This window comes from Adhaeribacter aerolatus, assembly GCF_007991635.1.
GTDB lineage: Bacteria > Bacteroidota > Bacteroidia > Cytophagales > Hymenobacteraceae > Adhaeribacter > Adhaeribacter aerolatus.
The window spans coordinates 181,030-204,689 of sequence record NZ_BJYS01000005.1 but is presented as its reverse complement, the minus strand read 5'-3'; the positions used below and the strand labels follow the sequence as shown (position 1 = coordinate 204,689).

At 42.6% G+C, this 23,660-nt stretch carries 23 protein-coding genes; 12 read left to right on the top strand and 11 right to left on the bottom strand.

What is annotated here, in order from left to right:
* Positions 1-499: 499 nt before the first annotated feature.
* Entirely contained in the window at positions 500-2,092 is a 1,593-nt protein-coding gene (locus tag AAE02nite_RS05625) for a hypothetical protein (protein WP_146895774.1), read from the bottom strand.
* 1,295 nt (positions 2,093-3,387) lie between these two features.
* Between AAE02nite_RS05625 and lptB the strand changes: the two genes are divergently transcribed.
* The 3 genes from lptB to AAE02nite_RS05610 all read left to right on the top strand — a co-directional run bounded on the left by lptB (position 3,388) and on the right by AAE02nite_RS05610 (position 6,154).
* Positions 3,388-4,119, top strand: coding sequence for an LPS export ABC transporter ATP-binding protein (gene lptB, locus AAE02nite_RS05620; protein WP_146895771.1), 732 nt, complete (start codon positions 3,388-3,390; stop codon positions 4,117-4,119).
* Between the two features lie 26 nt (positions 4,120-4,145).
* Positions 4,146-5,657 (top strand): GH3 auxin-responsive promoter family protein, encoded by a 1,512-nt coding sequence (locus AAE02nite_RS05615; RefSeq protein WP_146895769.1) that lies wholly within the window; start codon positions 4,146-4,148, stop codon positions 5,655-5,657.
* 110 nt (positions 5,658-5,767) lie between these two features.
* A complete protein-coding gene (locus tag AAE02nite_RS05610) occupies positions 5,768-6,154 on the top strand; it encodes a hypothetical protein (protein ID WP_146895766.1) in 387 nt (128 codons plus the stop codon).
* Positions 6,155-6,242: 88 nt separating this feature from the next.
* On the opposite strand, the gene AAE02nite_RS05605 is transcribed toward AAE02nite_RS05610, so the two are convergent.
* The 3 genes from AAE02nite_RS05605 to gltX form a co-directional block, all read right to left on the bottom strand.
* On the bottom strand, positions 6,243-7,007 hold the full coding sequence (locus tag AAE02nite_RS05605) for a TIGR00266 family protein (protein ID WP_146895764.1): 765 nt from the start codon (positions 7,005-7,007) through the stop codon (positions 6,243-6,245).
* A gap of 88 nt (positions 7,008-7,095) precedes the next feature.
* The gene (locus AAE02nite_RS05600; protein ID WP_146895762.1) at positions 7,096-7,398 is read right to left on the bottom strand and encodes a hypothetical protein; all 303 of its coding nucleotides are present in this window, start codon (positions 7,396-7,398) and stop codon (positions 7,096-7,098) included.
* 184 nt (positions 7,399-7,582) lie between these two features.
* Positions 7,583-9,124 carry a glutamate--tRNA ligase gene (gene gltX / locus AAE02nite_RS05595; protein WP_146895760.1) on the bottom strand — a complete coding sequence of 514 codons (1,542 nt, stop codon included), beginning with the start codon at positions 9,122-9,124 and terminating at the stop codon, positions 7,583-7,585.
* A 190-nt stretch (positions 9,125-9,314) separates the two neighbouring features.
* Here gltX and AAE02nite_RS05590 point away from each other — a divergent pair, with 190 nt between their 5' ends.
* Positions 9,315-10,304: a YihY/virulence factor BrkB family protein gene (locus AAE02nite_RS05590; protein ID WP_146895758.1), complete on the top strand. Its 990-nt coding sequence runs from the start codon at positions 9,315-9,317 to the stop codon at positions 10,302-10,304.
* A 37-nt stretch (positions 10,305-10,341) separates the two neighbouring features.
* Here AAE02nite_RS05590 and AAE02nite_RS05585 read toward each other — a convergent pair whose 3' ends face one another.
* The gene (locus AAE02nite_RS05585) at positions 10,342-10,725 is read right to left on the bottom strand and encodes a RidA family protein (protein ID WP_146895755.1); all 384 of its coding nucleotides are present in this window, start codon (positions 10,723-10,725) and stop codon (positions 10,342-10,344) included.
* A gap of 47 nt (positions 10,726-10,772) precedes the next feature.
* On the opposite strand from AAE02nite_RS05585, the gene AAE02nite_RS05580 reads away from it, so the two are divergent.
* Positions 10,773-11,453, top strand: a complete 681-nt coding sequence (locus tag AAE02nite_RS05580) for a 3-hydroxyacyl-CoA dehydrogenase family protein (protein ID WP_146895753.1) — start codon at positions 10,773-10,775, stop codon at positions 11,451-11,453.
* A 59-nt stretch (positions 11,454-11,512) separates the two neighbouring features.
* On the opposite strand, the gene glmS is transcribed toward AAE02nite_RS05580, so the two are convergent.
* From glmS to AAE02nite_RS05565, 3 genes are all read right to left on the bottom strand, one after another.
* Entirely contained in the window at positions 11,513-13,348 is a 1,836-nt protein-coding gene (glmS, locus tag AAE02nite_RS05575; protein ID WP_146895751.1) for a glutamine--fructose-6-phosphate transaminase (isomerizing), read from the bottom strand.
* A 69-nt stretch (positions 13,349-13,417) separates the two neighbouring features.
* A complete protein-coding gene (locus tag AAE02nite_RS05570) occupies positions 13,418-14,794 on the bottom strand; it encodes a DUF4270 family protein (RefSeq protein ID WP_146895749.1) in 1,377 nt (458 codons plus the stop codon).
* Positions 14,778-15,590, bottom strand: coding sequence for a glycogen/starch synthase (locus tag AAE02nite_RS05565; RefSeq protein WP_146895747.1), 813 nt, complete (start codon positions 15,588-15,590; stop codon positions 14,778-14,780). The genes AAE02nite_RS05570 and AAE02nite_RS05565 overlap by 17 nt, the downstream gene beginning before the upstream one ends.
* Before the next feature lie 134 nt (positions 15,591-15,724).
* On the opposite strand from AAE02nite_RS05565, the gene panC reads away from it, so the two are divergent.
* The 7 genes from panC to AAE02nite_RS05530 all read left to right on the top strand — a co-directional run bounded on the left by panC (position 15,725) and on the right by AAE02nite_RS05530 (position 21,634).
* Positions 15,725-16,570 carry a pantoate--beta-alanine ligase gene (gene panC, locus AAE02nite_RS05560; RefSeq protein WP_146895745.1) on the top strand — a complete coding sequence of 282 codons (846 nt, stop codon included), beginning with the start codon at positions 15,725-15,727 and terminating at the stop codon, positions 16,568-16,570.
* Between the two features lie 89 nt (positions 16,571-16,659).
* Positions 16,660-17,007, top strand: a complete 348-nt coding sequence (panD, locus tag AAE02nite_RS05555; protein WP_146895743.1) for an aspartate 1-decarboxylase — start codon at positions 16,660-16,662, stop codon at positions 17,005-17,007.
* Positions 17,004-18,056: a lysylphosphatidylglycerol synthase transmembrane domain-containing protein gene (locus AAE02nite_RS05550; RefSeq protein ID WP_146895741.1), complete on the top strand. Its 1,053-nt coding sequence runs from the start codon at positions 17,004-17,006 to the stop codon at positions 18,054-18,056. The genes panD and AAE02nite_RS05550 overlap by 4 nt, the downstream gene beginning before the upstream one ends.
* Positions 18,040-18,516, top strand: a complete 477-nt coding sequence (rfaE2, locus tag AAE02nite_RS05545; protein ID WP_146895739.1) for a D-glycero-beta-D-manno-heptose 1-phosphate adenylyltransferase — start codon at positions 18,040-18,042, stop codon at positions 18,514-18,516. The genes AAE02nite_RS05550 and rfaE2 overlap by 17 nt, the downstream gene beginning before the upstream one ends.
* A gap of 20 nt (positions 18,517-18,536) precedes the next feature.
* A complete protein-coding gene (locus tag AAE02nite_RS05540) occupies positions 18,537-19,223 on the top strand; it encodes a zinc metallopeptidase (RefSeq protein ID WP_246150814.1) in 687 nt (228 codons plus the stop codon).
* Positions 19,224-19,411: 188 nt separating this feature from the next.
* A complete protein-coding gene (locus tag AAE02nite_RS05535; protein ID WP_146895736.1) occupies positions 19,412-20,551 on the top strand; it encodes an acyl-CoA dehydrogenase in 1,140 nt (379 codons plus the stop codon).
* A gap of 159 nt (positions 20,552-20,710) precedes the next feature.
* Positions 20,711-21,634 (top strand): AraC family transcriptional regulator, encoded by a 924-nt coding sequence (locus AAE02nite_RS05530; protein WP_146895734.1) that lies wholly within the window; start codon positions 20,711-20,713, stop codon positions 21,632-21,634.
* 240 nt (positions 21,635-21,874) lie between these two features.
* On the opposite strand, the gene AAE02nite_RS05525 is transcribed toward AAE02nite_RS05530, so the two are convergent.
* The 3 genes from AAE02nite_RS05525 to AAE02nite_RS05515 are packed head-to-tail and all read right to left on the bottom strand — an operon-like array spanning position 21,875 to position 23,593.
* Entirely contained in the window at positions 21,875-22,639 is a 765-nt protein-coding gene (locus AAE02nite_RS05525; RefSeq protein ID WP_146895799.1) for a phosphoglycerol geranylgeranyltransferase, read from the bottom strand.
* Positions 22,629-23,222 carry a hypothetical protein gene (locus AAE02nite_RS05520; protein WP_146895732.1) on the bottom strand — a complete coding sequence of 198 codons (594 nt, stop codon included), beginning with the start codon at positions 23,220-23,222 and terminating at the stop codon, positions 22,629-22,631. Before AAE02nite_RS05520 ends, AAE02nite_RS05525 begins: the two co-directional genes overlap by 11 nt.
* Positions 23,219-23,593: a phage holin family protein gene (locus AAE02nite_RS05515; RefSeq protein WP_246150812.1), complete on the bottom strand. Its 375-nt coding sequence runs from the start codon at positions 23,591-23,593 to the stop codon at positions 23,219-23,221. Before AAE02nite_RS05515 ends, AAE02nite_RS05520 begins: the two co-directional genes overlap by 4 nt.
* Positions 23,594-23,660: the final 67 nt, after the last annotated feature.

Sequence of the window (23,660 nt, the reverse complement as noted above, 5' to 3'; positions counted from 1 at the left end):
GAAATAGTAAGGGGCTTTTTTGCTTTGGGTGTGTGTGTTGTTATAGTTTCGTCGCTAGATGGTCTTGATAGATGATGGAATTAATACTATCCAGTTACAGGGTGTGTTAGCGGAGGTAAGCTAGGCAGTAGTTGGAAGCTGATAGTTTATAAAAATTCCTATCAAGACTTCTTTATTATTTCAAATTATTTAAAGTATTATATATTAACTAGTAAAGCATATTTGATTGATATCAAAGAATGCTTGCAAGAAAATAGAATTTTAATTGACTTAGCTCAATTTAACACCATCTCTAATAAGAAAACTTCGCTTTAGAAGTTTAGAAAATTTCATACTGTGCAGCCATCCTGGACATAGCTATTTTTTAATCCTTTATAAAGAAAGTGCAGACCAAGATAATAGCTTCCCGGTAGGTAAGCCAATTCAGAAAATAGTCCACAGGTATTTCAGAAGGTAAATTGAATATAGCCAGTAAAATAATTCTGAAAAATAACTACAGTTATATTTCGGGATTAAAGTCTTTAAATGTTTTGGCAATGTTATCGTTAGTTGCTTTATTTTTATTTTGCCAACCAGAATCTAATTCTAACGCAACAAGCCCTTTTAAATTTAGAACTGCCACAAAATCATCAATATCTTTCATAAACTCAGGTTTACGGCGGGATGATTTTAATGCATACTTACGCGCAAAAATATCTCCTTTAGTTTGTAGTTCATTTTTCTTTTCAATGATATAGTTAAGGCGTTCTACCAAATCTTTAGTAGAACGACCAATAACTTCTGTGGCCTCTAAGGTTCCTATTGTCATTACTAAGGTGCCACCGATTGTAGTAATTTTTTTGGTAGTGGCAGGTACTTCTATAACTACGGGTGAAATACCGGTAGCAGCTCCTAACGTTGCGCTGGTAAGAGAACGGCCTTTTTTGCCCCGGCGGGCACGGTTGTATTTACGTTTTAAATCTTTTTCAGCCTGTTTCAATTGTTCCATTAAATCCCAAGCCCTGACTAGTGAAGACCGGTACTCATTGTACAATTTTAAATCGCTTTCGGCTTCGTTTACCGCATTTATAATAGAAAGCGAAACAGTCCGCTCTTCTCTTTTATTTGATTTATCTATTACAAAAAATGTTATATTGAATGTAACAGAATCCTTTGGGTCCTTCACAAAGTCGTAACTGGGCTTCCAGATAAATTCGTATTGCGAAGGAGTGTTCTTTACCAATGCATTGGCCGGTACAGCAGTATTTTCCGAAAGAAAGCTAAAGGAGGCAATGTCGGCTTCGCCATTCGGATCATGCAACTGGAATTTAAGGTTTATGGTAGCATCTTCTTTATAACTGAATCGTTTTTTGGAAGGGATCAGCTGCATACTGGGTGGCAAATCTTGTTGCGTTACTTCTATCCGGAATTGGCCTTTGGTACGGGCTTTAGCCGGCTGATCCTCAACATAGAATTCCAAAATAATAGGGTTATTACGCAACCGGTTAAATTGTGTAATAGATGGCTTCCAGGTGAATTCTCCCTGACCTGACAATTTCGCGCCTTCGGGCATACTGCTAACAATAGGAACTATAATAGTTGGATCATTATCTTCGTCTTTAATAGCTGCCGATTCTATGTTGTAGGTGTTTTGGGTATTATACTGCACATAAAAGGGCTTTAATTCTCCTACTTGAGGCGGACGGTTAACGTGTTCTACTTTTATCGCAACCACTTGGCTAACCCGTTCATCTTTGTCGTTGCGCGCTTCAAATTGGAGCTGAACGGTGCGATCTTTATTTAACCGATCAACAAAATCATAATTAGGAGTCCAGGTAAAGCGGCCAAGGGTATCAAATTTAATGCCTTCTACCGAGCCTTGCGTAAGAGCAAAAGTATAACGGCTTCCCGAACCGCCAGTGGCTTTAACCTCAAATTGAACATTCTTTCCTTCTTGCACGACATTCCAACCGGATTGAGCTGGAAAAATTAATTTAATAGGAGACTCTTGGTTGACCGTGGGAGATGGGGCGGGTTCGGGGGTACCCTGCTGGGCATATACTTGGGAAATAAATAAGAAGACGGCAGATAAAAGAAAAATACACTTATTCATGAAAGCTATTAATGTGAAATAGAATCTTTTTCAGACATTAAAGGTAAGCAAGACATAGATGTTAACCAAAGCAGATATACTACAATTACATTGAGAAAACGAATAGATTCAAAATATTGTATATCTCTGCTGTTTTTATTCCCATGATCTAACATTTCGGTAACGAGGCAACACAGCCATATTGTAATTATTCCCCCGAAACTAAACTATGTATAGATATAGATTCTGTTAGCAAGGCATAGAATTTCATAAAATTAAAAATCATTAATGGGAAAATATAGAATTATAAAAAGGAATAAAAAGCAAAGGCTAAATTCAATCGTTTGATCTCGTTCCGAAAGGTTTATAGGTATTGTAAGCTATAGTCTGGTAAGTTGCGCAAAAGATGTTTAGGAGTTAATCGTTGTAGCAGATAAGCATAAATGCAGTGGCTTGGAGCAAGAATAAGACAAATTACATTTTTAATAAATATCTAGTACGCTGCTGATTTTTTTTTCTGCCGCCACTGCCAATTCTTTTCTTTTGCTGGTTACATCTTTGGGCCTGTTACATCCGAATAAGACCAGGAAAAACAAGCAAAGTAAAGTAAAGTAAAGGACACCTTCTAACTAGCGGTTATATTTTGATAAATAATAGGAAAAGTTTACTTGTTCAAATTAACTGCCTGGTTAAAAGACATATAAGTAAAAGATAATATTTTAGATGTCAAAAATAAAGAGATATACAGGTAAAAAAAATAATATTGGCAAGAACGGACGTATGAAAATAACACCATAAATACCTAAAAGTAGGTATTGTGCCAAACCATTATTAAACCCAAATTTGTGCAAGTATAACCAAGGTTCTTTTGCCGAAAGCATTTAAAATTAGATATTAATTTAGAAGAGCTGAGCAGAGGGGTATAAGTAAGTTTATAAAGCGATTATTGTTTAAAAGGTTTAAATATAAAAATATCCATTGCGAAGAATAGCATTCTGAAAAGTATGGCGGTATTTCTTCCCTAAAGTTAGATTTTTCAAAATGCCTTACTCTTTTCCCAGGAGTTAAGCCATATTATAAAAGATGCTGTGTTTGTAAGTGGGTGAAAAGCCGGAACTTTAAGTTTCGGCTTTTATTTTTTCATTTAATGGTAAAAAGCACTACATATCTTATTATTTCGTTCTGCAAATGATTACACAATTCATCCAAACTCAAATAGCCGAATAATTTTACAGAGATAAACAAGGTAAAGGGTTAACTGGTTAAAGATGGGACCAACTTGTTCAATCCCCGTTAAATTGTGTAATTTTGAGCCAATGATACTTAGAGCAGAACACTTATTTAAAAAATACAAATCGCGCACCGTGGTAAACGATGTGTCGGTAGAGGTAAACCAGGGCGAAATTGTAGGACTGCTAGGGCCGAATGGAGCTGGGAAAACTACTTCTTTTTATATGATTGTCGGGCTGGTGAAACCTAATTCGGGTAAAATATACCTCGAAAATGAAGAAATTACCTTGTTGCCCATGTATCGGCGGGCAAAGAAAGGCGTAGGTTATCTGGCCCAGGAAGCCTCAGTGTTCCGCGACCTGACCGTAGAAGAAAATATCTTGGCGGTACTCGAAATGACGGATCGGCCTAAACAAGAGCAGCGCGAAAAAGTAGAGGCTTTGCTGGAAGAATTCTCGCTGACCCATGTGCGCAAAAACAAAGGGGTGGTGCTGTCGGGTGGCGAGCGCCGCCGCACCGAAATAGCCCGGGCCCTGGCGGTAGACCCAAAATTTGTTTTGCTGGACGAGCCTTTTGCTGGGGTAGACCCCATTGCGGTAGAAGAAATACAGAGTATTGTAGCTAAACTAAAAACCAAAAATATTGGTATCCTCATTACTGATCACAACGTAAACGAAACGCTTTCTATCGTCGACCGGGCTTATCTGCTATTTGAAGGGAAAATATTGAAATCAGGCACCGCCGAAGAACTGGCCGCCGATGAGCAGGTGCGTCGCGTGTACCTGGGCAAACACTTCGAACTAAAGCGTAAAATTTAAAATAGTTTACTATTAACAATTAAGTCTTGGAAATAATTAATTCAATCATGACGTGGGTCATGAAAAAGCGCATACACCAGATAGACCTTTTTCGGAAATACCCGCACGATGTTCAGAGCGAATTATTTACCAATCTTCTGCAAACGGCCAAGAATACCGATTGGGGTAAAAAGTATGGTTACGCCGAAATAAGTTCTCCGGAGCAATTCCGGCAACGGGTGCCCATTTCGGCATACGAGGATCTGTATCCCGAAATAGAACGTACCATGAAAGGTGAAGCCAATGTGCTGTGGCCGGGTACTGTTAGCTGGTTTGCCAAATCATCGGGTACTACCAATGCCCGCAGCAAATATATTCCGGTTACAAAAGAGGCGCTGGAAGATTGCCACTACAAAGGCGGCAAAGATATGTTGGGTATATATGGTAATTTAAATCCGGATACCAAGCTATTTAACGGTAAAATGCTTTCGATTGGCGGCAGCCTGCATAGCAACGAGTTCAACCCCAACAGCCAGGTAGGCGATGTTTCGGCAGTAATTATGCACAACCTGCCTATTTGGGCCGAAATGGCCCGTACCCCACCTTTAAAGATTGCTTTAATGGATAAGTGGGAAGAAAAGATTGAGGCTATGGCCGAGGCCGCTATTCCCGAGAATGTAACGGGTATATCGGGCGTGCCCACCTGGACTTTCGTGCTGCTGAACCGGATTCTGGAAATTACTGGTAAACAGTATATAACCGAAGTTTGGCCCAATTTGGAATTATTTGCACATGGGGCCGTTGCTTTTGGTCCTTATCGCCAGCTGTTCGCCGATATTATTCCTTCAGATAAAATGCATTATCTCGAAATATATAATGCGTCGGAAGGATTTTTTGGGATACAGGATCAAGCTGGTACCGAAGACGAGATGCTGTTAATGCTGGATTACGGCGTTTACTATGAATTTATTCCGGCTGACCAATTCGATGTTGAGCAGCCCAAAACTATTGCTTTAGACGAGGTAGAACTGAATAAAAATTATGCCCTGGTAATATCTACCAATGCAGGCTTGTGGCGCTACAAAATTGGCGATACGATAAGATTTACCAGCCTAGAACCGTACCGCATTAAAATATCGGGCCGCACCAAACATTACATTAATGCTTTTGGCGAAGAAGTAATTATTGAAAATGCCGAAGCGGCCATTACCAAGGCCTGTGAGCATACAGGAGCAATAGTGGCTAATTTTACGGCGGCGCCCGTTTATTTCGAAGGCCGCAACCGGGGTGGCCACGAGTGGGTAATTGAGTTTAAACGCCAGCCTAACGATCTTCAGCAATTTACTTTTGAATTAGACCAGACGCTACGAAATATTAATTCTGACTATGATGCTAAACGTCAGAACGATTTGGCTTTACAGGCTCCCTTGGTGCAGGTAGCGCCCGCAGGTACGTTTTATCGGTGGCTCAGCCAGAAAGGCAAGCTGGGCGGGCAGCACAAAGTACCGCGGCTATCTAACACCCGTGAACACCTGGAAGAAATTCTGAAGCTCCTTTAATCAGGCAGATTAAATCTTATTGATGCTTATTATTCTTATTTTAAGCAATGCAACCAAAATAAGAATAGCCGGGTCATGCCTATATAAAAGGAGAATATAAGAAGAATATTATGAAAAAAATATTTTTGTTCGCTACCGCCCTCAGTCTAATGGCTTTTTCCTGTGAAAAAGAAGAAGATCAGGTTTTATTGCTAAACAATACCTGTACAGTAAACAGGCCTCTAGAAGAACTTGCGTGGCTCAAAGCCGAAGTACAACGCCAGGAGCAAAGTACATCTGATGTTGCTAAATACTTTTACATTCAGCAGGCAGAGTATAAGCAACAAACGGTATTTATTTACAACAGTTGTTGCCCCATGTGTTCAATCATTGTCCCGGTTTATAATTGCCAGGGCGAATTACTTTTCTACCTGAGCGATAAGCCGGAAGAAGGACAAAATATTAAGAATACCAAGGTCATCTGGAAACCAAAAAATTATGCCTGCACCGATAAGTAAAGCGTACTTATCTGGAGGTAAAAACTAAAAGGTGCGCATCCTTTCTGCAGGATCAGGCGCACCTTTTTAATTATTTCAAATTACAGAATTACTCTAAAAAGCTACTCAGCAAGCCACCTTCTTTATTCGAATTCTGGCCATTCGGCATTAAAGCCTGTATCAACTTCTTCACCGGCATAGATTGCAGCCAAACGCGGCCCGAGCCGCTTAAAGTAGCTAGCAACAAGCCTTCACCGCCAAATATCATCGATTTTAAGCCCCCAGCGCGCTGAATATCAAAATCAATTCCGCTTTCAAAGGCAACTACGCAGCCCGTATCTACTCTTAAGGTTTCGTTGTTCAGGCGTTTTTCTACTACGGTGCCGCCAGCGTGTACAAAAGCTAGGCCATCGCCGGTTAGCCGTTGCAGAATAAAGCCTTCGCCGCCAAAAAAGCCAGCTCCCAGTTTCCGGTTAAAATGAATAGCAATTTTAGTGCCCAGCGCCGCCGCTAAAAAACCATCTTTCTGCACAATCAATCCGGCTGGTATCTGGCTTAAATCTACGGGCATGATGGTGCCGGGGTAAGGCGCCGAAAAAGCAACCCGGCTTTTAATATTACGGCCGCGATGGGTAAAGTGCGTCATAAACAACGATTCGCCGGTAAGCAGGCGCGAACCTGCCGAAAATAATTTGCCCATAAACCCCTGTTCCGGTTCGGAACCATCGCCCATTTTCGTTTCAAAGGTAATGCCGTCTTCCATGTACACCATAGCACCGGCTTCGGCTATAACCGTTTCGTTTTGGTCTAATTCTACTTCCAGCACCTGGATATCATTGCCCATAATGCGGTAATCTATTTCGTGCGAGCGCATAGTTTTATTTCTTGGTTTATCGGGTTATCAGATATAAAGCAATAATAATTACTTTTTACCTGCTTAACCAACGGCGGGAAGATAATATTTATTTCTTGCTCCTGGTTTTAGGGGGCAAATCTTCATCCTCGTCGTTGGCCGGACCTTTAAAAATATCCTCGTCGTTGTCCTCGTTTTCATCCGATTCCTGCACCGGGAACTCATCATCTTCGTCATCAGTGCCTTTGTTCACCAGCTTTTTATCGTACACGTTTTTGTCTAAAAACTTATTTATCTGGTCTATATCATAATTAGAAGTAATTTCTCCCAACGGATTTATTTTTATTTCGAAGCCCTCGAGGTCTTTGTGTACCCGCGCTTTCTTTTCGGTAGTTTTCTTCTTTTTTGCCATTTTATTGCCTGGTTAAAGGTTAAGCTGATTTTAGAGATATTAATTGTTACTAATCAGTACGGATCTAAAACGAAAAAACCCGCTTCACGGATGAAGCGGGTTTTAATTTAAGGTAAATATTGGCGTATTCCGGGTATGCTAATTAATTTCTCAAAACAGTTTTCAAAATTAAAAAGTACTTGTTTTAGCTTGGAATATAGGCTTGCAGTTTTTCAGTAGCAGTTTCTATACGTTTGGCAGTTTCGTCGGGACCAATAATTTCAATAATGGCCATTAAATCCGGACCAGCTTCTAAACCGGTTAGGGCCAGACGTAAAGCCTGCATTACCTGCCCAATTTTCATGTTATGCTGCTCTAAAATTTGCAGTAACAAGGCTTTAATATTATCGGCGGTATATTCCTGAATATTAGGTAACTGGTTCTTGAAATCTTCGAACACCGCCACGGCCGCATTGTTCCATTTCTTTTCAGCTACTTTCTCGTTGTAAGTTTCCGGCGCTACAAAAAAGTAAGCGGCCTCGCGCCAGAAATCCTGCGGAAACGTAACCCGCTCTTTCATAACGCTGGCAATTTTAACGGCTTTTTCTTCGGAACACGCAATATTATGCTCGGCTAAGGCGGCTAGTAAATATTGCGCTAGCTCCGCATCTGGTTTGGCACGTAAATATTGCTCGTTGTACCAACGGGCTTTGTTTATATCGAAACGGGTACCGGATTTACCAATACGCTCAATCGAGAAAGCTTCGGCCAGTTCGTCCATCGAGAATATTTCCTGATGCGTACCGGGGTTCCAGCCTAAAAAAGCCAGGAAGTTTACAAAAGCCTCGGGCAAATAGCCGCTTTCGCGGTAGCCGCTCGATTTTTCGCCGGTAAACGGATCATGCCATTCCAGCGGAAATACCGGGAAGCCTAATTTATCACCGTCACGTTTGCTTAATTTACCGTTACCATCGGGTTTCAAGAGTAATGGTAAGTGCGCAAATTCGGGCATGGTGCTTTCCCAACCCAGGTACCGGTACAGTAACACGTGCAGTGGCGCCGATGGCAACCATTCTTCGCCCCGAATTACGTGCGTGATATCCATTAAATGGTCGTCTACAATATTGGCCAGGTGGTAAGTAGGCATTCCGTCCGATTTCATCAGTACTTTATCGTCGATAGAGGACGAGTGCACCAATACCCAACCGCGGATTAAGTCTTTCAGGCGAATTTCTTCTTTACGCGGCACTTTTAACCGGATAACGTAAGGTGTACCACTTTCCAGGAGTTCTTTTACTTCATCTTCGGGTAAGGTAAGCGAATTGCGCATGGTGTTGCGCGTAATGGCATTATATTGCGGTGTGGCTACTTTGGCGGCTTTTAAGCGCTCGCGCATGGCATCCAGCTCTTCGGCGGTATCAAAAGCGTAATAGGCATGGCCGTCGTTTACCAGTTTCAGGGCGTAGTCCATGTACATGGGCTTGCGCTCCGATTGGCGGTAAGGTGCGTGCGGACCGCCGTGCACCGGACTTTCGTCGAGCTTAATACCGCACCATTCTAACGATTGAAATATATAATCTTCGGCGCCCGGCACAAAGCGGTTCTGGTCGGTGTCTTCGATGCGCAGCAGCATTTTGCCGCCCATTTTTTTCGCAAATAAATAATTATACAAAGCGGTCCGGACACCACCAATATGTAAGGGCCCCGTCGGGCTGGGAGCAAATCGTACTCTTACTTCTCTTTCCATGTCAAAATAATACTGACGCTAGTCAGGTCGTTTAAAAATCGGTGCAAAGGTACACAATCTATCGCTCATTTTTATTCATTTAGGTTACCTGCCGGAACGCATCAGAATATTATAAATTAAATATAGTAATAAGATTATAGCATCAATTTAAGTAAATACGTATCAGGTATTTAAATAGGTTAATTTTACCATGCCGCTCAACTTCAATCAGCCCGTTATCCGGTTATTGCCCAAAATTGGGAAAGGCTCCTGGGTTTTACTCCGCGATACTTGGTACGAATTTTTAGAAGATAACGCTTTTGATAAAGGCGCTGCCCTGGCCTATTATACCATTTTTGCCTTGCCACCCATTCTGATTATTATAATCAACTCCATTGGCTGGGTATTTGGCGAAGACGCCGTAAGTGGCGAAATTTATTTTCAGATTAAAGGTTTAATCGGTTCGGAAGGCGCCTTGGAGGTGCAGCGTATGGTCGAAAATATTAGCCAATCGAATGAACTGACGTTTTCGACGGTGGTGGGGTTAGTTACCCTGCTATTGAGCGCTACCGGTATGTTTATATCCATGCAAAACTCTTTGAACGTAATCTGGGGAGTAAAACCGAAGCCTAAGCGCGAGTACCTGAAAATGGTAAAAGACCGTTTGCTTTCTTTTGCTATGATTTTAAGTATTACTTTTCTGTTGCTCGTTTCGCTGGTGGTACACGCTTTAATGGCCAAAATTGGTAATTATTTATTAGGCTTTCTGGGCGATACGGCGGTTATCCTGATTCAGATGCTTAATACCATATTTTCGCTTACAGTTGTTACATTCCTGTTTTCTGCTATTTTTAAATTTCTGCCAGATGCAAAAATTCGGTGGCGCGATGTATGGGTGGGCTCTATTGTAACGGCTTTGCTCTTTGGTTTAGGTAAATATTTAATTGGGTTGTACTTGGGCAATAGTAATATTGCCAGTGTTTACGGAGCGGCTGGTACCGTAATTGTTATTTTGGTTTGGGTATTTTACTCGTCGCAGATATTGTTTTTCGGGTCCATATTTACCCTGATTTATTCCCGGAAATTTGGTTCTAATATTTACCCGTCGCCGTATGCGGTACGGGTAATTAGGCAGGAAGTAGAAGCCGGTAAAACGGCTGTAAACAAAGAGCCGGAAGAAATGGAGAAAAGACAGCAGTAGCCATTTACCGGGGTGGTACATGGTTACTGCTGGTTAATTAAGCTAAAACGGCCATACACGAAATTTCTACGTTTACATCTTTCGGCAAACGGTTTACTTCCACAGTTTCGCGGGCCGGCGGGTTCTGACCAAAGTAGCTGCCATACACGCCATTAATAGCCCCAAAATTATTCAGGTCTTTTACAAAAATAGTACACTTTACTACCTGGGCAAAGCCGGCACCAGCCTCCTGTAAAATGGCTTGCAGGTTTTTCATCACCTGGTGGGTTTCAGTTTCGATATTATCTTGTACCAGTTGGCCCGAAGCCGGATCTAAAGCAATTTGACCGGAAACGTACAAAACACCATTGGCCAGAACAGCCTGGCTATAAGGACCAATAGGAGCGGGGGCATAAACGGAATTGATAATAGTATGAGGCATAGCTAATTAGTTTTTATCTTTAATTTAAGGCCTAAATGTACAGTAAAATGCAGATAGTTGTTGTAGCACCGCCCGAAATTAAACCGGAGTTTGCGTTGAAGTTTACGGCTCCCCATGATTATATTTTTGCAACAGACTACAACCAAATTCGGAATAATTTAAAAGAGGCGCAGGTGGTTTTTGATTTTTTTCTGAGCGATAATCCGGACAGGCTCCGGTTGTACCAGGATCGGAAAGGCTTAATTATTTTTTGTCAGGCTGTTACTTCATCGTTGGCGCAACTGGTGTATGATGCTCAGACCGAATTAGCCTGTACGCTGTTTGGGTTTAATGGCTGGCCTACTTTTCTGAACCGGCCCTACCTGGAGGTTACTATGTTAAAAGAAGCAGATAAACCAATTTTGCAGGAAATTTGTGCCCAGCTTGGTACTGAATATTTAACGGTGGATGACCGCGTAGGAATGGTAACGCCGCGCGTATTAGCTATGATTATTAACGAAGCTTTTTACACATTACAGGAGAATACAGCTACTACGGCTAATATTGATTTTGCTATGAAATTAGGCACCAATTACCCGTACGGGCCTTTTGAATGGACTGAAAAAATAGGACTTGGCAATATTTATAAATTATTAGAAGCCTTGTACGCCGATACGCACGATGAGCGGTATAAAATCTGCCCGCTGCTGAAGAAGAAATATTTGCAAGAGTATCAGGGGGCACAATAAAAAAGGAAGCATTAACGCTTCCCTTTTTATTTATTTCAAAACGTAGGACGTAAAAAGTTTTACTCTACTGTTACCGATTTGGCTAAATTACGCGGCTGGTCTACGTTGCAGCCCCGCATTACAGCAATATGGTAAGAAAGTAATTGCAACGGAATTACCGATACCAATGGTGTCAGGAATTCGCTGGTTTCGGGTACTTCAATCACGTACTCCGCCATGGCCGGAATTACCTGGTCGCCTTCGGTAACAATGGCAATAATGCGGCCCTTGCGGGCTTTTACTTCCTGAATATTCGATACAATTTTTTCGTAAGAACTATCGCGGGTAGCAATTACAATTACCGGCATGTTCTCGTCAATGAGGGCAATCGGGCCGTGTTTCATTTCGGCGGCCGGGTAGCCTTCAGCGTGGATATAGGAAATTTCTTTCAGCTTTAAGGCGCCTTCTAATGCAACCGGGAAGTTATAACCCCGTCCTAAGTACAGGCAGTTGGGCGCATCCTTAAACTCTTCCGAAATCTCTACAATCTTCTCGTTCAGTTCCAGTGCCTTCTCTACTTTAGCCGGTATATTTTCCAGTTCAATCATGAGCTGGCGCAGCTTGCTATCTTCGATGGTACCGCGTTTGCTGCCAATAATCATAGCCAGCAGCGTGAGCACCGTAACCTGGGCGGTAAATGCCTTGGTACTGGCTACGCCAATTTCCGGACCAGCGTGGGTATAAGCGCCGGCGTCGGAAGCGCGGGCAATAGAAGAACCCACCACATTACAAATTCCGAATATGGTAGCTCCTTTCGACTTGGCCAGTTCAATGGCAGCTAAAGTATCGGCTGTTTCCCCGGATTGCGAAATAGCAATAACAATATCGCCTTCGGTTATAACCGGATTGCGGTAACGGAATTCCGAGGCATATTCAACCTCTACCGGAATGCGGGCTAAATCTTCAATTAAATATTCGGCTACCAAACCAGCATGCCAGGAGGTGCCGCAGGCTACTATAATTATGCGCTTGGCATTTATAAATTTATTTTCGTACTCCCGAAAGCCACCCATAATTAAATGGTTATTGGCGGCAATTAACCGGCCCCGCATGCTATCGTGAATAGAACGAGGTTGCTCGAAAATCTCTTTCAGCATGAAGTGCTCATACCCGCCTTTTTCGATGGAATCCAGTTCCATCTGCAGGGTTTGGATATAAGGCGTAGTCGGAACGTCTTCGCGGGTTTTAATATTGAGCTTACCATCTTTAATAACAGCAATCTCATAATCGTTTACATACACCACCTCGTTGGTATATTCAATAATAGGCGTGGCATCCGAAGCCAGAAAGAACTCATCTTTACCTACGCCAATTACCAAAGGGCTGCCTTTCCGGGCAGCAATCAGTTGGTTGGGCTCTTCTTTAGAAAGTACCACAATGGCATAAGCTCCTACTACTTCGTGCAGCGCCAACCGTACCGCTTCCTCCAGGGTACAGCCGTTTTCGTTCTGGATATCCTCAATCAGGTTTATAAATACCTCGGTATCGGTATCGCTGTAAAAAGTAAAGCCTTTGGATTGTAATAGCGTTTTTAAGGAGGCGTAGTTTTCGATAATGCCATTATGAATAATGGCAATCCGGCCCGAACTGGAATAATGCGGGTGCGCATTAGAGTCGTTGGGTTCGCCGTGGGTAGCCCAGCGAGTATGGCCCATACCAATATGACTATGGGTATCTTTATCGGCAATAAATGCCTGTAGGTCGCTTACTTTGCCTTTTTTCTTGTAAACGTTTAATTCACCGTTTAAAAGTGCAATACCGGCACTGTCGTAGCCCCGGTATTCCAAGCGTTTTAGACCTTTGATAATGATCGGGCACGCTTCTCTATGCCCAATGTATGCTACAATTCCGCACATATCAAGTTTGTTAGATGGAATATTTGGTTAGAAATATAAATGTTTTATTGTCTAAGAACTCCGGGTGATTTATTGATTGGTGGAATAGTAAACGCGTAGCTTAATTGGGGTATTAGGTGCCAGGTTTATTAACGTCTGGTTTAACGATTGCATGGACAATGCCTCTAAACTGGTTAGCTGGGCCGTTGCAGCCGGCGACAATATCAGGCCGTGATTTTGTACCAGGCGGCCGTTTACGCGGCTATTATAAAGCACTGCCTGCAGGTAAGCGGTAATATTTACCGTATAAGTTTGGGTAGTGGTGCTATAAGCCGCCGCGGCGGGCTGGCTAAAGCCTGCCAAGCTAGAACCATTGGCCGGAACACCAACAGGTACCCCATTCTGCCGCACAATCCGGTTGCTTTTGTTTGTTTCGAATAAATATAGATACGGCGATGGCGGAAAAGCCGCTGCAGATTTAACCGGAATAACCAGTTCGGCACGGTTAATAGCTACAGAGCCCAAGGCCTGCTTAAATTTATTTAAATAAGGAAAAGTAAGCTTGGTTTTAATACCAACCGATTCCTGCATAAAAGCAGTGTTGCCGGTATTAACAGCCGAGATAGAATCGCCGGGCTTCTGCAAAACTGCTAACGGCGAATTACTGCGATCAGCTGCGAGTTGGCTAAACCTGTTGTTGGTACTGCTGATAATAAAGTTGTACTGCAGCTTTTTGTTGCCGGCGGTATAATAAATTTTAAAGTAAGTACTATCAGAAAAGGTAAAACCTAAGGCTGATTTGGCATTATTGCCGCCGGTAAGCGCAATACCCGGTAAAAACTTCAGGAACTCGGTGGGATTAGAGAGCGCTGTTTTGCCGCTTTGCGCCAGCATCTCGGCACCAAAAGCGGGTGTCAGGCGAATGCGCACCGGAATAGAGGCATTCACGGTAGTATTGGTTAATACTTTCCGGATGGTTTTGCGGGGAGTGGGCTTAAAGGTGGCCGACCCAATTACCGCTGACTCGTGCGGCAAAGTGCTGTTAATAAAGTACGTAACATCATCGCGGAAGCCTTGCTGCAGCTTATGCACATTAACTGTCAGGTTCTGAGTAGTATCGCCAAAAGATTCGTTGTAATCGAGCACCAGCACCGTAGAGTCGATACGGGCATTGGCAGCATCTTCGAAAGCAGCCCCCGAAGTAATGCCAACTTCCAGAAACGATTTGGCCGAGACAGTACCAAAATTCGCATTAGAAAAACTACCGGTTAAGAGGTAACCCCGGTTGCGGGCTACAATAGAGTCGGCGGCTAAAATAGTAGATGCTTTTACCGTTAGGGTATCAGTAAAAGCAGTCCCTAATTTAGTATTATCAATATCTAAACCAATTTCACCGGGTTCTTCACAAGAAAAAAAGGCAAATAGAGAAAATGTAAAAAAGAAAGCGGTCCTAGTTGGCCAATTCATTGTAAAGGTTGTAGTAAGAATCTAAAAAGTTTTCGTCCGTATCAGCGCTAACCTCGCGGGCTTTGGTAAAATCGGTAAACAAAGCGTTGATATTGTCGCAGAAACCATCTTCGTGTGATTTCACTACCATATCAGCATATTCCATACCTACTTTTACAAAACCTTCAAAGTCGGCCGATTGCAGACCGGTAAGCATGCTGTCTTCAATATCCAGCATTTTTACTTTTTCCAGCAGGTCGCCATCAAATTTATGGTCGAACTTGTTGTTGTAAACCGTAAAGATAGACTTGGCATCTTTAAAAATCGGATCTTTTTTATAAGTTGTTTTCAGGTACATCGGAATCAGACCGGTCATCCAGTCGTTGCAATGTACAATATCGGGTTGCCAGCCTAATTTTTTTACCGTTTCCAGCACGCCTTTGCAGAAAAAGATGGCCCGCTCGTCGTTATCCGCATGGAATTTATTGTCTTTGTCTACCAGAACGGACTTGCGGTGAAAATAGTCTTCGTTGTCGATAAAATATACCTGAAGTTTGGCATTTGGAATAGAGGCCACCTTAATAATAAGCGGTTTTTCTTCTTCGCCCACCGCAATATTTATTCCGGATAGTCTTACTACTTCGTGCAACCGATTCTTTCTTTCGTTAATCAAACCAAAACGCGGGACAAAAATCCGTATTTCCATGCCTCTTTCCTGCATGGCCTGGGGCAGCATTCTCAGGAATTCCGCTACTTTTGTGGTTTGTAAGAAAGGATTGATTTCGGTGGCAGCGTATAAGATTCTAAGTTTAGACATAGACTTGAAAAGTAAGGTTTAGATAAGGCACAAAATTCGGCAGCACAAAATTACATATTTTTTATCATACTTTCAATTTTATTCGGTAAAATATACCTTTTAGGCCCTTTAATGTTTAATTTTAAACCATTTACATGCAAATAATTTCTACCGCAGCTGCTATAAAGAAACAAACCGAACAGATTCGTAGTTCCGGTAAAACCATCGGATTTGTACCTACCATGGGTGCTTTGCACGAAGGTCATCTGCAATTATTGCGGACGGCGACCCGAGAAAACGATGTTACTGTTTGCAGTATTTTTGTGAATCCCACGCAGTTTAATAATGCCGAAGATTTTAAATTATACCCGCGTTTGCTGGAAGCCGATGCGGCCGTTTTAGCGCAGAATAATTGCGAGGTGTTGTTTGCCCCCGAAGTGGCCGAAATGTATACTGAAGCCTTGGGATTAAAATTTGATTTTGGCACCCTGGAAACCGTAATGGAAGGCCAGTTCCGGCCCGGCCATTTCACCGGGGTAGCGGCAGTAGTAAGCAAATTATTTCATTTGGTTAAGCCCCACAAAGCCTACTTTGGGCAGAAAGATTTGCAGCAGTTTGCTATTATTAACCGCCTGGTAACGGATTTAAGCTTCGACCTGGAACTGGTGCGCCACCCCATTGTGCGGGAACCGGACGGATTAGCGATGTCGTCGCGCAACCACCGGCTTTCGATGGCCGAGCGGCAGGTAGCTACGCATTTGTACAAAGCGCTCCAGTTAGCCGCACAAAGCCTGGCGCAGCAATCGGTGGCAGAGGTCAAAGCAACTGTTCAGGAATATTTAAGTCCCTACGAAATCATCCGCCTCGAATATTTTGAAATTGCCGATAGCCAGACCCTGCAACCGTTACATAACCTCGAAAACAAGAAAAATATTGCTTTATGTATTGCGGCTTTTGTAGGCGAAGTGCGCCTGATTGATAACCTGGTTATTGATGCCTGATGCCGTAGCAGTTTTAGTTAGGAGCCTGTTACAGGCGCATAATCTAATGTAAAATTAGCTACCTTTGTGTTTTATTTTAATAGAAGCACATGTTAATTGAGGTTTTAAAATCTAAAATACACCGAGTAAAAGTTACACAGGCGGAGCTGCATTATGTGGGAAGCGTAACGATTGACGAAGACCTGATTGATGCCGCCAATATGGTGGAAAACGAGAAAGTTACCATTGTAAATATAAATAATGGGGAGCGTTTTGAAACGTACGTAATAAAAGGAGCGCGCGGTACGGGTACTATTTGCCTCAACGGCCCGGCGGCCCGCAAAGTACAGGTGGGCGATGTGGTGATAATATTCTCTTACTGCCAGATAGAATTCAGTAAAGCCAAAGAACACCAGCCCACCCTGGTATTTCCCGATCAGCATAACCGATTAGTATGAGCCCACTACTAAAAAAACTGCTGGATATTGTTAAGTATGTAGTGGTTTTAAGCCTGTCGGTTTTTTTAATGTGGTATGCCCTAAAAGGTATAAACTTTGATTTGCTCCGGGCGCAATTATATCAGACTAATTTTTACTGGCTGGGATTATCGCTTACTATTGCTCTGTCGGGTTTTCTGAGCCGGGCTTACCGCTGGAAAATGCAACTACAGCCAATAAACCCAAAAGTAACTTTTACTAATACTTACCACGCCATGATGATTGGGTACCTGGCTAATTTGGTTTTGCCCCGCATGGGCGAAGTATTCCGGTGTTCGATTCTTAAAAGAAGTAGCGATATTCCAATTCAGGCTTCGTTTGGCACCGTAATTACCGAGAGGTTAATAGATATGGTCATGCTTTTATCGCTGATGGGAATTGCCTTTATGGTGGAGTTCGACCGCTTGCACACGTATTTTCTGGGTTTACTTACCGACCGCTATAACTCCGTGCAGCAGAATAGTACCCTTATTTATGTGGTAGTAGGATTGTTTGTAGTAGGAGGGTTAGCTTTAATAATTACACTGGTATTTTTCTTGAATAGCCTGCGGCAAAACAAGTTTTACCTTAAAGTAGAAGCGTTGGTAAGAGGTTTTCTGAACGGTATATTTAGCATTGCCAAATTAGATAACAAACCGGTTTTTATTGCGCACACTTTGTTTGTCTGGCTTACTTATTACCTGATGGGTTACTTGTCCTTTTTTGCCTTGCCCGCTACGGCTGGGTTAAGCCCGATGGCGGCTTTTGCGGTGTTGGTTATTGGTAGCTTAGGCATGAGTGTGCCGGTGCAGGGCGGTATTGGCGTGTTCCACATGATGGTGACTAATACGTTGCTGTTATACGGCGTAGCCAAGGAAGCCGGAATGGCCTTTGCCCTTATTAATCATACTTCCCAAACCCTGATGGTCGTGTTGCTGGGTGGTATTAGTTTCATTATTAGCTTATCAAAAAAGAATAACCCCAATACTGTTATAAATATTGTTGCCACGCCCAATGAAATCCATCGATAAAATATTGACCCGTTCTGAACTGGTGCAGCAGGTAAACGATTGGAAGGCTCAAGGGCTGTGCGTGGTTTTTACCAACGGCTGCTTTGATTTGCTGCACCTGGGGCACATTGATTATTTAGAAAAAGCAAAGCAATTGGGTGACAAATTGCTGGTGGCCGTTAATACCGATGCCTCGGTAAGCCGCTTAAAAGGCCCCGAAAGACCCTTGCAAGACGAAATGTCACGTGCCCGTATTATGGCATCCTTATTGTTTGTAGACACCGTAGTATTATTTGATGAAGAAACGCCTTACGAGCTTATTAAAGCGGTAATGCCCGATATATTGGTAAAAGGAGATGATTACGCCCTTGAAAATATAGTGGGCCATGACATCGTTTTACAAAATGGCGGCGAAGTTAAAACCATTCCGCTCGTAAAAGGGTATTCAACATCAGGAATAGTAGATAAAATAAGACGATAATTAAATAAGGATAAAAGAAAATGGGTGGTATATATATAATTATGATCATCTTCATGCTGGCGAGCATGGCGGTGAGTTGGACACTAAAAAGTAAATTCCGGAAATATTCCGAAATAGGTTTGCGCTCGGGTTTAAGTGGTAGAGAAGTGGCCGAAATGATGTTGGCCGACAATAATATTACCGACGTGCGGGTTATTTCTACCGAAGGTATGCTGACTGACCATTATGACCCAACGAACAAAACAGTTAACCTGAGTGAAGGGGTTTACGCTTCGCGGAGTGCTGCTGCGGCAGCCGTAGCGGCCCACGAATGTGGTCACGCCGTACAGCACGCTACAGCTTACAGCATGCTTAAATTCCGGTCGGCCATGGTGCCGGCGCTGAGTGTGGCTTCGCGGTACATGCAATGGATACTGCTGATTGGTATTATTATGATTCAGACTACGCTGATTCCTTTGGCAATTGGGGTGGCTTTGTTTGCCTTAACTACTTTGTTTAGCTTTATTACCTTACCGGTTGAGTTTGATGCCAGCCGCCGGGCACTGGCCTGGATGGATACCCGCGGTATTGTAACCACCCAGGAGCATGCTATGGCGAAAGATTCGCTTAAGTGGGCGGCTATGACGTACGTAGTGGCAGCGCTTGGTTCATTGGCATCTTTGCTGTACTATGCCTCTTTATTACTGGGTGGCGGCCGGCGCGAATAATAACCTTTACCAATTAAATAAAACTTAACAGGCGCTGCATCTGAATAATATCGGATGCAGCGCTTTTTTGTGAATATAGTGTACTTTAAGCTATACGTAAGCGTTTTAATGGTATGCTTGCATACTAATATTTACTTTGCTAAATTTCAGGCACTTAACTTAACGTCTACCTAAATATAGAGAGTCCTATGAATTTCGAGCTTACGGAAGAACATTTGGCAGTACAGGAAGCAGCCCGTGATTTTGCCCAAACTGAGTTGCTGCCGGGTGTAATAGAACGCGACGAACACCAGAAGTTTCCGGCGGAAGAAATAAAAAAAATGGGAGAGTTGGGCTTTTTAGGCATGATGGTGAGTCCGGAATACAATGGCGGCGGCATGGATACCGTTTCTTATGTGCTGGCTATGGAAGAAATATCTAAAGTAGATGCTTCGGCTTCGGTGGTTATGTCGGTTAATAATTCGCTGGTGTGCTGGGGCCTGGAGAAATACGGTACCGAAGCCCAAAAGCAGAAATATTTAACCCGTTTGGCGGCCGGGGAGATAATCGGGGCCTTCTGTTTGTCGGAGCCCGAAGCCGGTTCGGATGCGACCATGCAGCGCACCACCGCCGAAGATAAAGGCGATTATTACTTACTGAATGGCACCAAAAACTGGATTACCAACGGTAGCACGGCTTCGGTTTACCTGGTTATTGCTCAAACGCATCCCGAACTGAGGCATAAAGGAATTAACGCCCTGATTGTGGAGCGCGACATGCCAGGATTTGAAATCGGACCAAAAGAAAATAAAATGGGTATACGCGGCTCCGATACACATTCGTTAATGTTTACGGATGTGAAGGTGCCGAAGGAGAACCGGATAGGCGAAGATGGCTTTGGGTTTAAATTTGCTATGAGTGTGCTAAATGGCGGCCGGATTGGCATTGCCTCGCAGGCCCTGGGTATTGCCTCGGGCGCGTATGAACTAGCGCTTAACTATGCCAAGCAGCGTAAAACCTTTGGCGTAGAAATAGCTCAGCACCAGGCAATTCAGTTTAAATTAGCCGAAATGGTTACAAACATTGAGGCAGCCCGTTTGTTATGTTTGCAGGCGGCTTCAGATAAAGATGCCGGTCGTGATTACGCTAAATCTGGGGCTATGGCTAAGCTTTATGCATCCCGGGTAGCTATGGAAACTACCATAGAAGCGGTGCAGATACACGGCGGCTACGGGTTCGTAAAAGAGTACCACGTAGAAAGGTTAATGCGCGATGCCAAAATAACCCAAATTTACGAAGGAACCTCTGAAATTCAGAAAATTGTAATTTCGAGAGAAATTTTAAAATAAGAAAAATTTGGGATGTTGGAGTATTCTGTTAACTGTAAATTAGGTGTAAAAACTCGCTATTGTGAAAATTCTTCAATTTAATTTGAATTATTAAAAGAATTGTGGTAGCTTTACATCGAAAAATATAACTTTAAGGGAAAAAAATAAATTTAAAACATCATGGAAGATTACAATAAGGTGATTGAGTCGCTCGGCGTACGATATATCAAATCTAAGAACCAAGTTCTGCAACAGCCATTTATGGTGCGTAACTTTTATGATGTAGGGAACAATCTTATATTACTGCATAAAGGCATGATTGCTTTCGGCGATGAACAACAGGTTGTTGAAGAAGGCGAAATGCTCTTTATTCCAGGTGGGCGCAGCACTAAAGTTTATTACGGCGAATTAGATGGGCGTACTATTTCGAACGACGATTTAATTACCAACCGTGATAAATTCTTTAAGAGCAACAACGAATTAGACTTAATCGGCGATGCGGATGACAGCCATAGTTTGGTGAGCTTTGAAGCAAAAGTGTTTGATTCTGTTAACTTCTTTGCGTCGCTGGATGTGCCAGCTTTTTTAATTTCGGGAAATTCTAAACTTGCTAACCTGATAATCAAGGTTATTGAGGAGAGTATGCAGGATTTACCGGGCAAAGAACGCCTAATAAATATTTACACCGAGAATATTGTAGTAGAAATTGTTCGTTACATCTTACGGAACAAAATGTTTGTGGAGCAGTTGGCCACCAACAGTACTTACTTTAAGGATCCGCGTTTGATAGACCTGTTCAACTACATTAAAGAAAATATTGGCGGGGACCTATCGAATAAAGTATTATCGAATGTTGCTAACGTTTCTGAAGATTACGTAGGGCAATATTTTAAAATGCTAACCGGTATTAATCCGCAGGATTATATCGAGTATCAACGTATGGAGCGGGCCGTATTCCTGTTGCGTACTACCAAAAAGAGCATCCGCGAAATTGGCAAAGAAGTTGGGTACAAAGATACCGCTTACTTTTGTCGTCGTTTTAAGATGATGTTTGGTATACCGGCCGGTAAGATGAGACGCCGGGAGTCGGCAATGAATGAATAGAAAAGGCGAAATTTATTAACAAAAAGCCCTGGTCTTATGGCCGGGGCTTTTTGTTTTACATAGCTAAAAAAAATAAATATTTTTTTTTCAAATAAAATATATAATTAAAGCATGAATAGTAAAAATATATATTTAGGACTTTATTATTATATCAGGTTTTCCGGACAGATGAAAACAAAGTAAATATATACAAGTTTTAATATTGTATAGATACGAACGTAAAAACATTAAAATAGCTGATTATAACGCTATTTCATTATTATACTCCCGCACTAATTGAGCTATTTTACCTATAAATATGGGGTCATTTTCTATATGATTACCTACCACAATAATATCAGCACCAGCAGCTAAAGCCGCAGCCGCTTTTTGAACGTTATTTATGCCACCACCTACGATTAAAGGTATATTAATGGATTGCCTAACAGCTGCAATCATTTCGGGCGTAATTGGATATTGCGCGCCGCTACCGGCATCGAGGTAAATTACCTGTAAGCCCAGCAACTCACCAGCCAAAGCGGTGCTGGCGGCAATAGCAGGCTTATCGTAAGGCAAAGGAGTGGTGCCACTCATGTAAGATGCCGTGGTTTGCCGACCCGAATCTACCAGCATATAACCCGTAGGAATAACTTTAAGCTTGCTGGCTTTAAGCAGGGGGGCGGCAATAACGTGTTGCCCAATTAAAAACTCAGGATTGCGACCCGAAATAAGCGATAGAAACAGAATACCATCGGCTTGCACATCTATATGCAGGGTGCTGCTCGGAAATAATATTACCGGAATAGCCGTATTCTTTTTAATGAGCCGGATTAAGGCGGTTTGATTGGTTTGCGTTACGAGGCTGCCGCCTACTAATATATAATCTACGGCGTGGGTGTTGCAACGCTGAATTAAATCCAGACAACCCTTTTCGTCAAGGTTGTCTGGATCCAGAAGGACGGCAAAGGCTTTCCGTCCGGTTGTATTTTTAGGCGTATGTTTCTGATCTAAAAGGCTAAACGGCATCCTCTTCGTGGTAGGAGAAATCAATATCTCTGGTTTCGGGTTCATTCGAAACAGCAATATCGCTATTTTTAGGTTCTTGCAGGTATTCTTCGGCTTTTTTAGTAAGATATACCAGTAAAAATGCCGTTAATTGCTGCGTAAGCGCCTTCGCCATATCCGACTGGAAAAAAGCATTGGCAATATCTACCAGGGCAGAAGGCTCATGGGTTTGCGTGGTATGTGCTTTGGCATACTCGGCGGTGGTATTAATATTACCTGGTGCCTGGTGTAGCGCATCGGCGTAATTCAGGCTGCCATCCGGCTGTACCACGTCATCGGCCGACTTGTAAGCCGGCGGACTTAGCAATAAGGGGGCCTTGCCGGTTTTCAGACGTTTACTGCTTTTTTTTTTACCTCGAAACATCGTACTTACCAACCAAACGCCTGCCAGGGCGCCGCCAGCAATCAGCACAGTTTTACCTATTTTCTGCGATTGCTGCTTCAGATCCGTTACATCATTCAGCAAAGCATTTTTATATTCTTGTTTTTGTCGCTCCAGGAATTCTTTCTGATCTTCAAACAGGGGATTGTTCAGTTCGCTCATAGTGGCTCGTTTCGTTTATCGTGTTTATAAATTGTATTGTCAAAGGTTTTATCGGCAATGCCCTGGAATACCTTTTTATCGACGCCCATTACCAGAATTACGAGTAAAACTACGTAAAAGAGCGTTAAAATACCAAATCCCCAAAAAGGGCTGTCGAGTAAGTCATTCAGTAACAGACCCAGGAAGATATTAAAAAAGATGAGCGCCATAAAGGCGGCAAAACCTAACAGAATAGCGTGCAACAAACCAATAAAGCCGCTTTTTAACTTCATTTGCAGTTCCAGCTTTATCAGGTCGAGGCGCGTATCAATATACCCCATCAGGTTGCTTATCATGCTATCCGTTCGTGAGTTTTTTTCTTCATTCATCATAATTTTATTTCTTTTATTTAAAAATTCGGGAACATTATAATATATTTTACAGGTTCGTTAACAAACA

Coding starts and splice junctions, on each gene's coding strand:
- AAE02nite_RS05625 (WP_146895774.1), bottom strand. CDS start 2,092: ATGAATAAGTGTATTTTTCTTTTATCTGCCGTCTTCTTATTTATTTCC.
- lptB (WP_146895771.1), top strand. CDS start 3,388: ATGATACTTAGAGCAGAACACTTATTTAAAAAATACAAATCGCGCACC.
- AAE02nite_RS05610 (WP_146895766.1), top strand. CDS start 5,768: ATGAAAAAAATATTTTTGTTCGCTACCGCCCTCAGTCTAATGGCTTTT.
- AAE02nite_RS05605 (WP_146895764.1), bottom strand. CDS start 7,007: ATGCGCTCGCACGAAATAGATTACCGCATTATGGGCAATGATATCCAG.
- AAE02nite_RS05600 (WP_146895762.1), bottom strand. CDS start 7,398: ATGGCAAAAAAGAAGAAAACTACCGAAAAGAAAGCGCGGGTACACAAA.
- gltX (WP_146895760.1), bottom strand. CDS start 9,124: ATGGAAAGAGAAGTAAGAGTACGATTTGCTCCCAGCCCGACGGGGCCC.
- AAE02nite_RS05590 (WP_146895758.1), top strand. CDS start 9,315: ATGCCGCTCAACTTCAATCAGCCCGTTATCCGGTTATTGCCCAAAATT.
- AAE02nite_RS05585 (WP_146895755.1), bottom strand. CDS start 10,725: ATGCCTCATACTATTATCAATTCCGTTTATGCCCCCGCTCCTATTGGT.
- AAE02nite_RS05580 (WP_146895753.1), top strand. CDS start 10,773: ATGCAGATAGTTGTTGTAGCACCGCCCGAAATTAAACCGGAGTTTGCG.
- glmS (WP_146895751.1), bottom strand. CDS start 13,348: ATGTGCGGAATTGTAGCATACATTGGGCATAGAGAAGCGTGCCCGATC.
- AAE02nite_RS05570 (WP_146895749.1), bottom strand. CDS start 14,794: ATGAATTGGCCAACTAGGACCGCTTTCTTTTTTACATTTTCTCTATTT.
- AAE02nite_RS05565 (WP_146895747.1), bottom strand. CDS start 15,590: ATGTCTAAACTTAGAATCTTATACGCTGCCACCGAAATCAATCCTTTC.
- panC (WP_146895745.1), top strand. CDS start 15,725: ATGCAAATAATTTCTACCGCAGCTGCTATAAAGAAACAAACCGAACAG.
- panD (WP_146895743.1), top strand. CDS start 16,660: ATGTTAATTGAGGTTTTAAAATCTAAAATACACCGAGTAAAAGTTACA.
- AAE02nite_RS05550 (WP_146895741.1), top strand. CDS start 17,004: ATGAGCCCACTACTAAAAAAACTGCTGGATATTGTTAAGTATGTAGTG.
- rfaE2 (WP_146895739.1), top strand. CDS start 18,040: ATGAAATCCATCGATAAAATATTGACCCGTTCTGAACTGGTGCAGCAG.
- AAE02nite_RS05540 (WP_246150814.1), top strand. CDS start 18,537: ATGGGTGGTATATATATAATTATGATCATCTTCATGCTGGCGAGCATG.
- AAE02nite_RS05535 (WP_146895736.1), top strand. CDS start 19,412: ATGAATTTCGAGCTTACGGAAGAACATTTGGCAGTACAGGAAGCAGCC.
- AAE02nite_RS05530 (WP_146895734.1), top strand. CDS start 20,711: ATGGAAGATTACAATAAGGTGATTGAGTCGCTCGGCGTACGATATATC.
- AAE02nite_RS05525 (WP_146895799.1), bottom strand. CDS start 22,639: ATGCCGTTTAGCCTTTTAGATCAGAAACATACGCCTAAAAATACAACC.
- AAE02nite_RS05520 (WP_146895732.1), bottom strand. CDS start 23,222: ATGAGCGAACTGAACAATCCCCTGTTTGAAGATCAGAAAGAATTCCTG.
- AAE02nite_RS05515 (WP_246150812.1), bottom strand. CDS start 23,593: ATGATGAATGAAGAAAAAAACTCACGAACGGATAGCATGATAAGCAAC.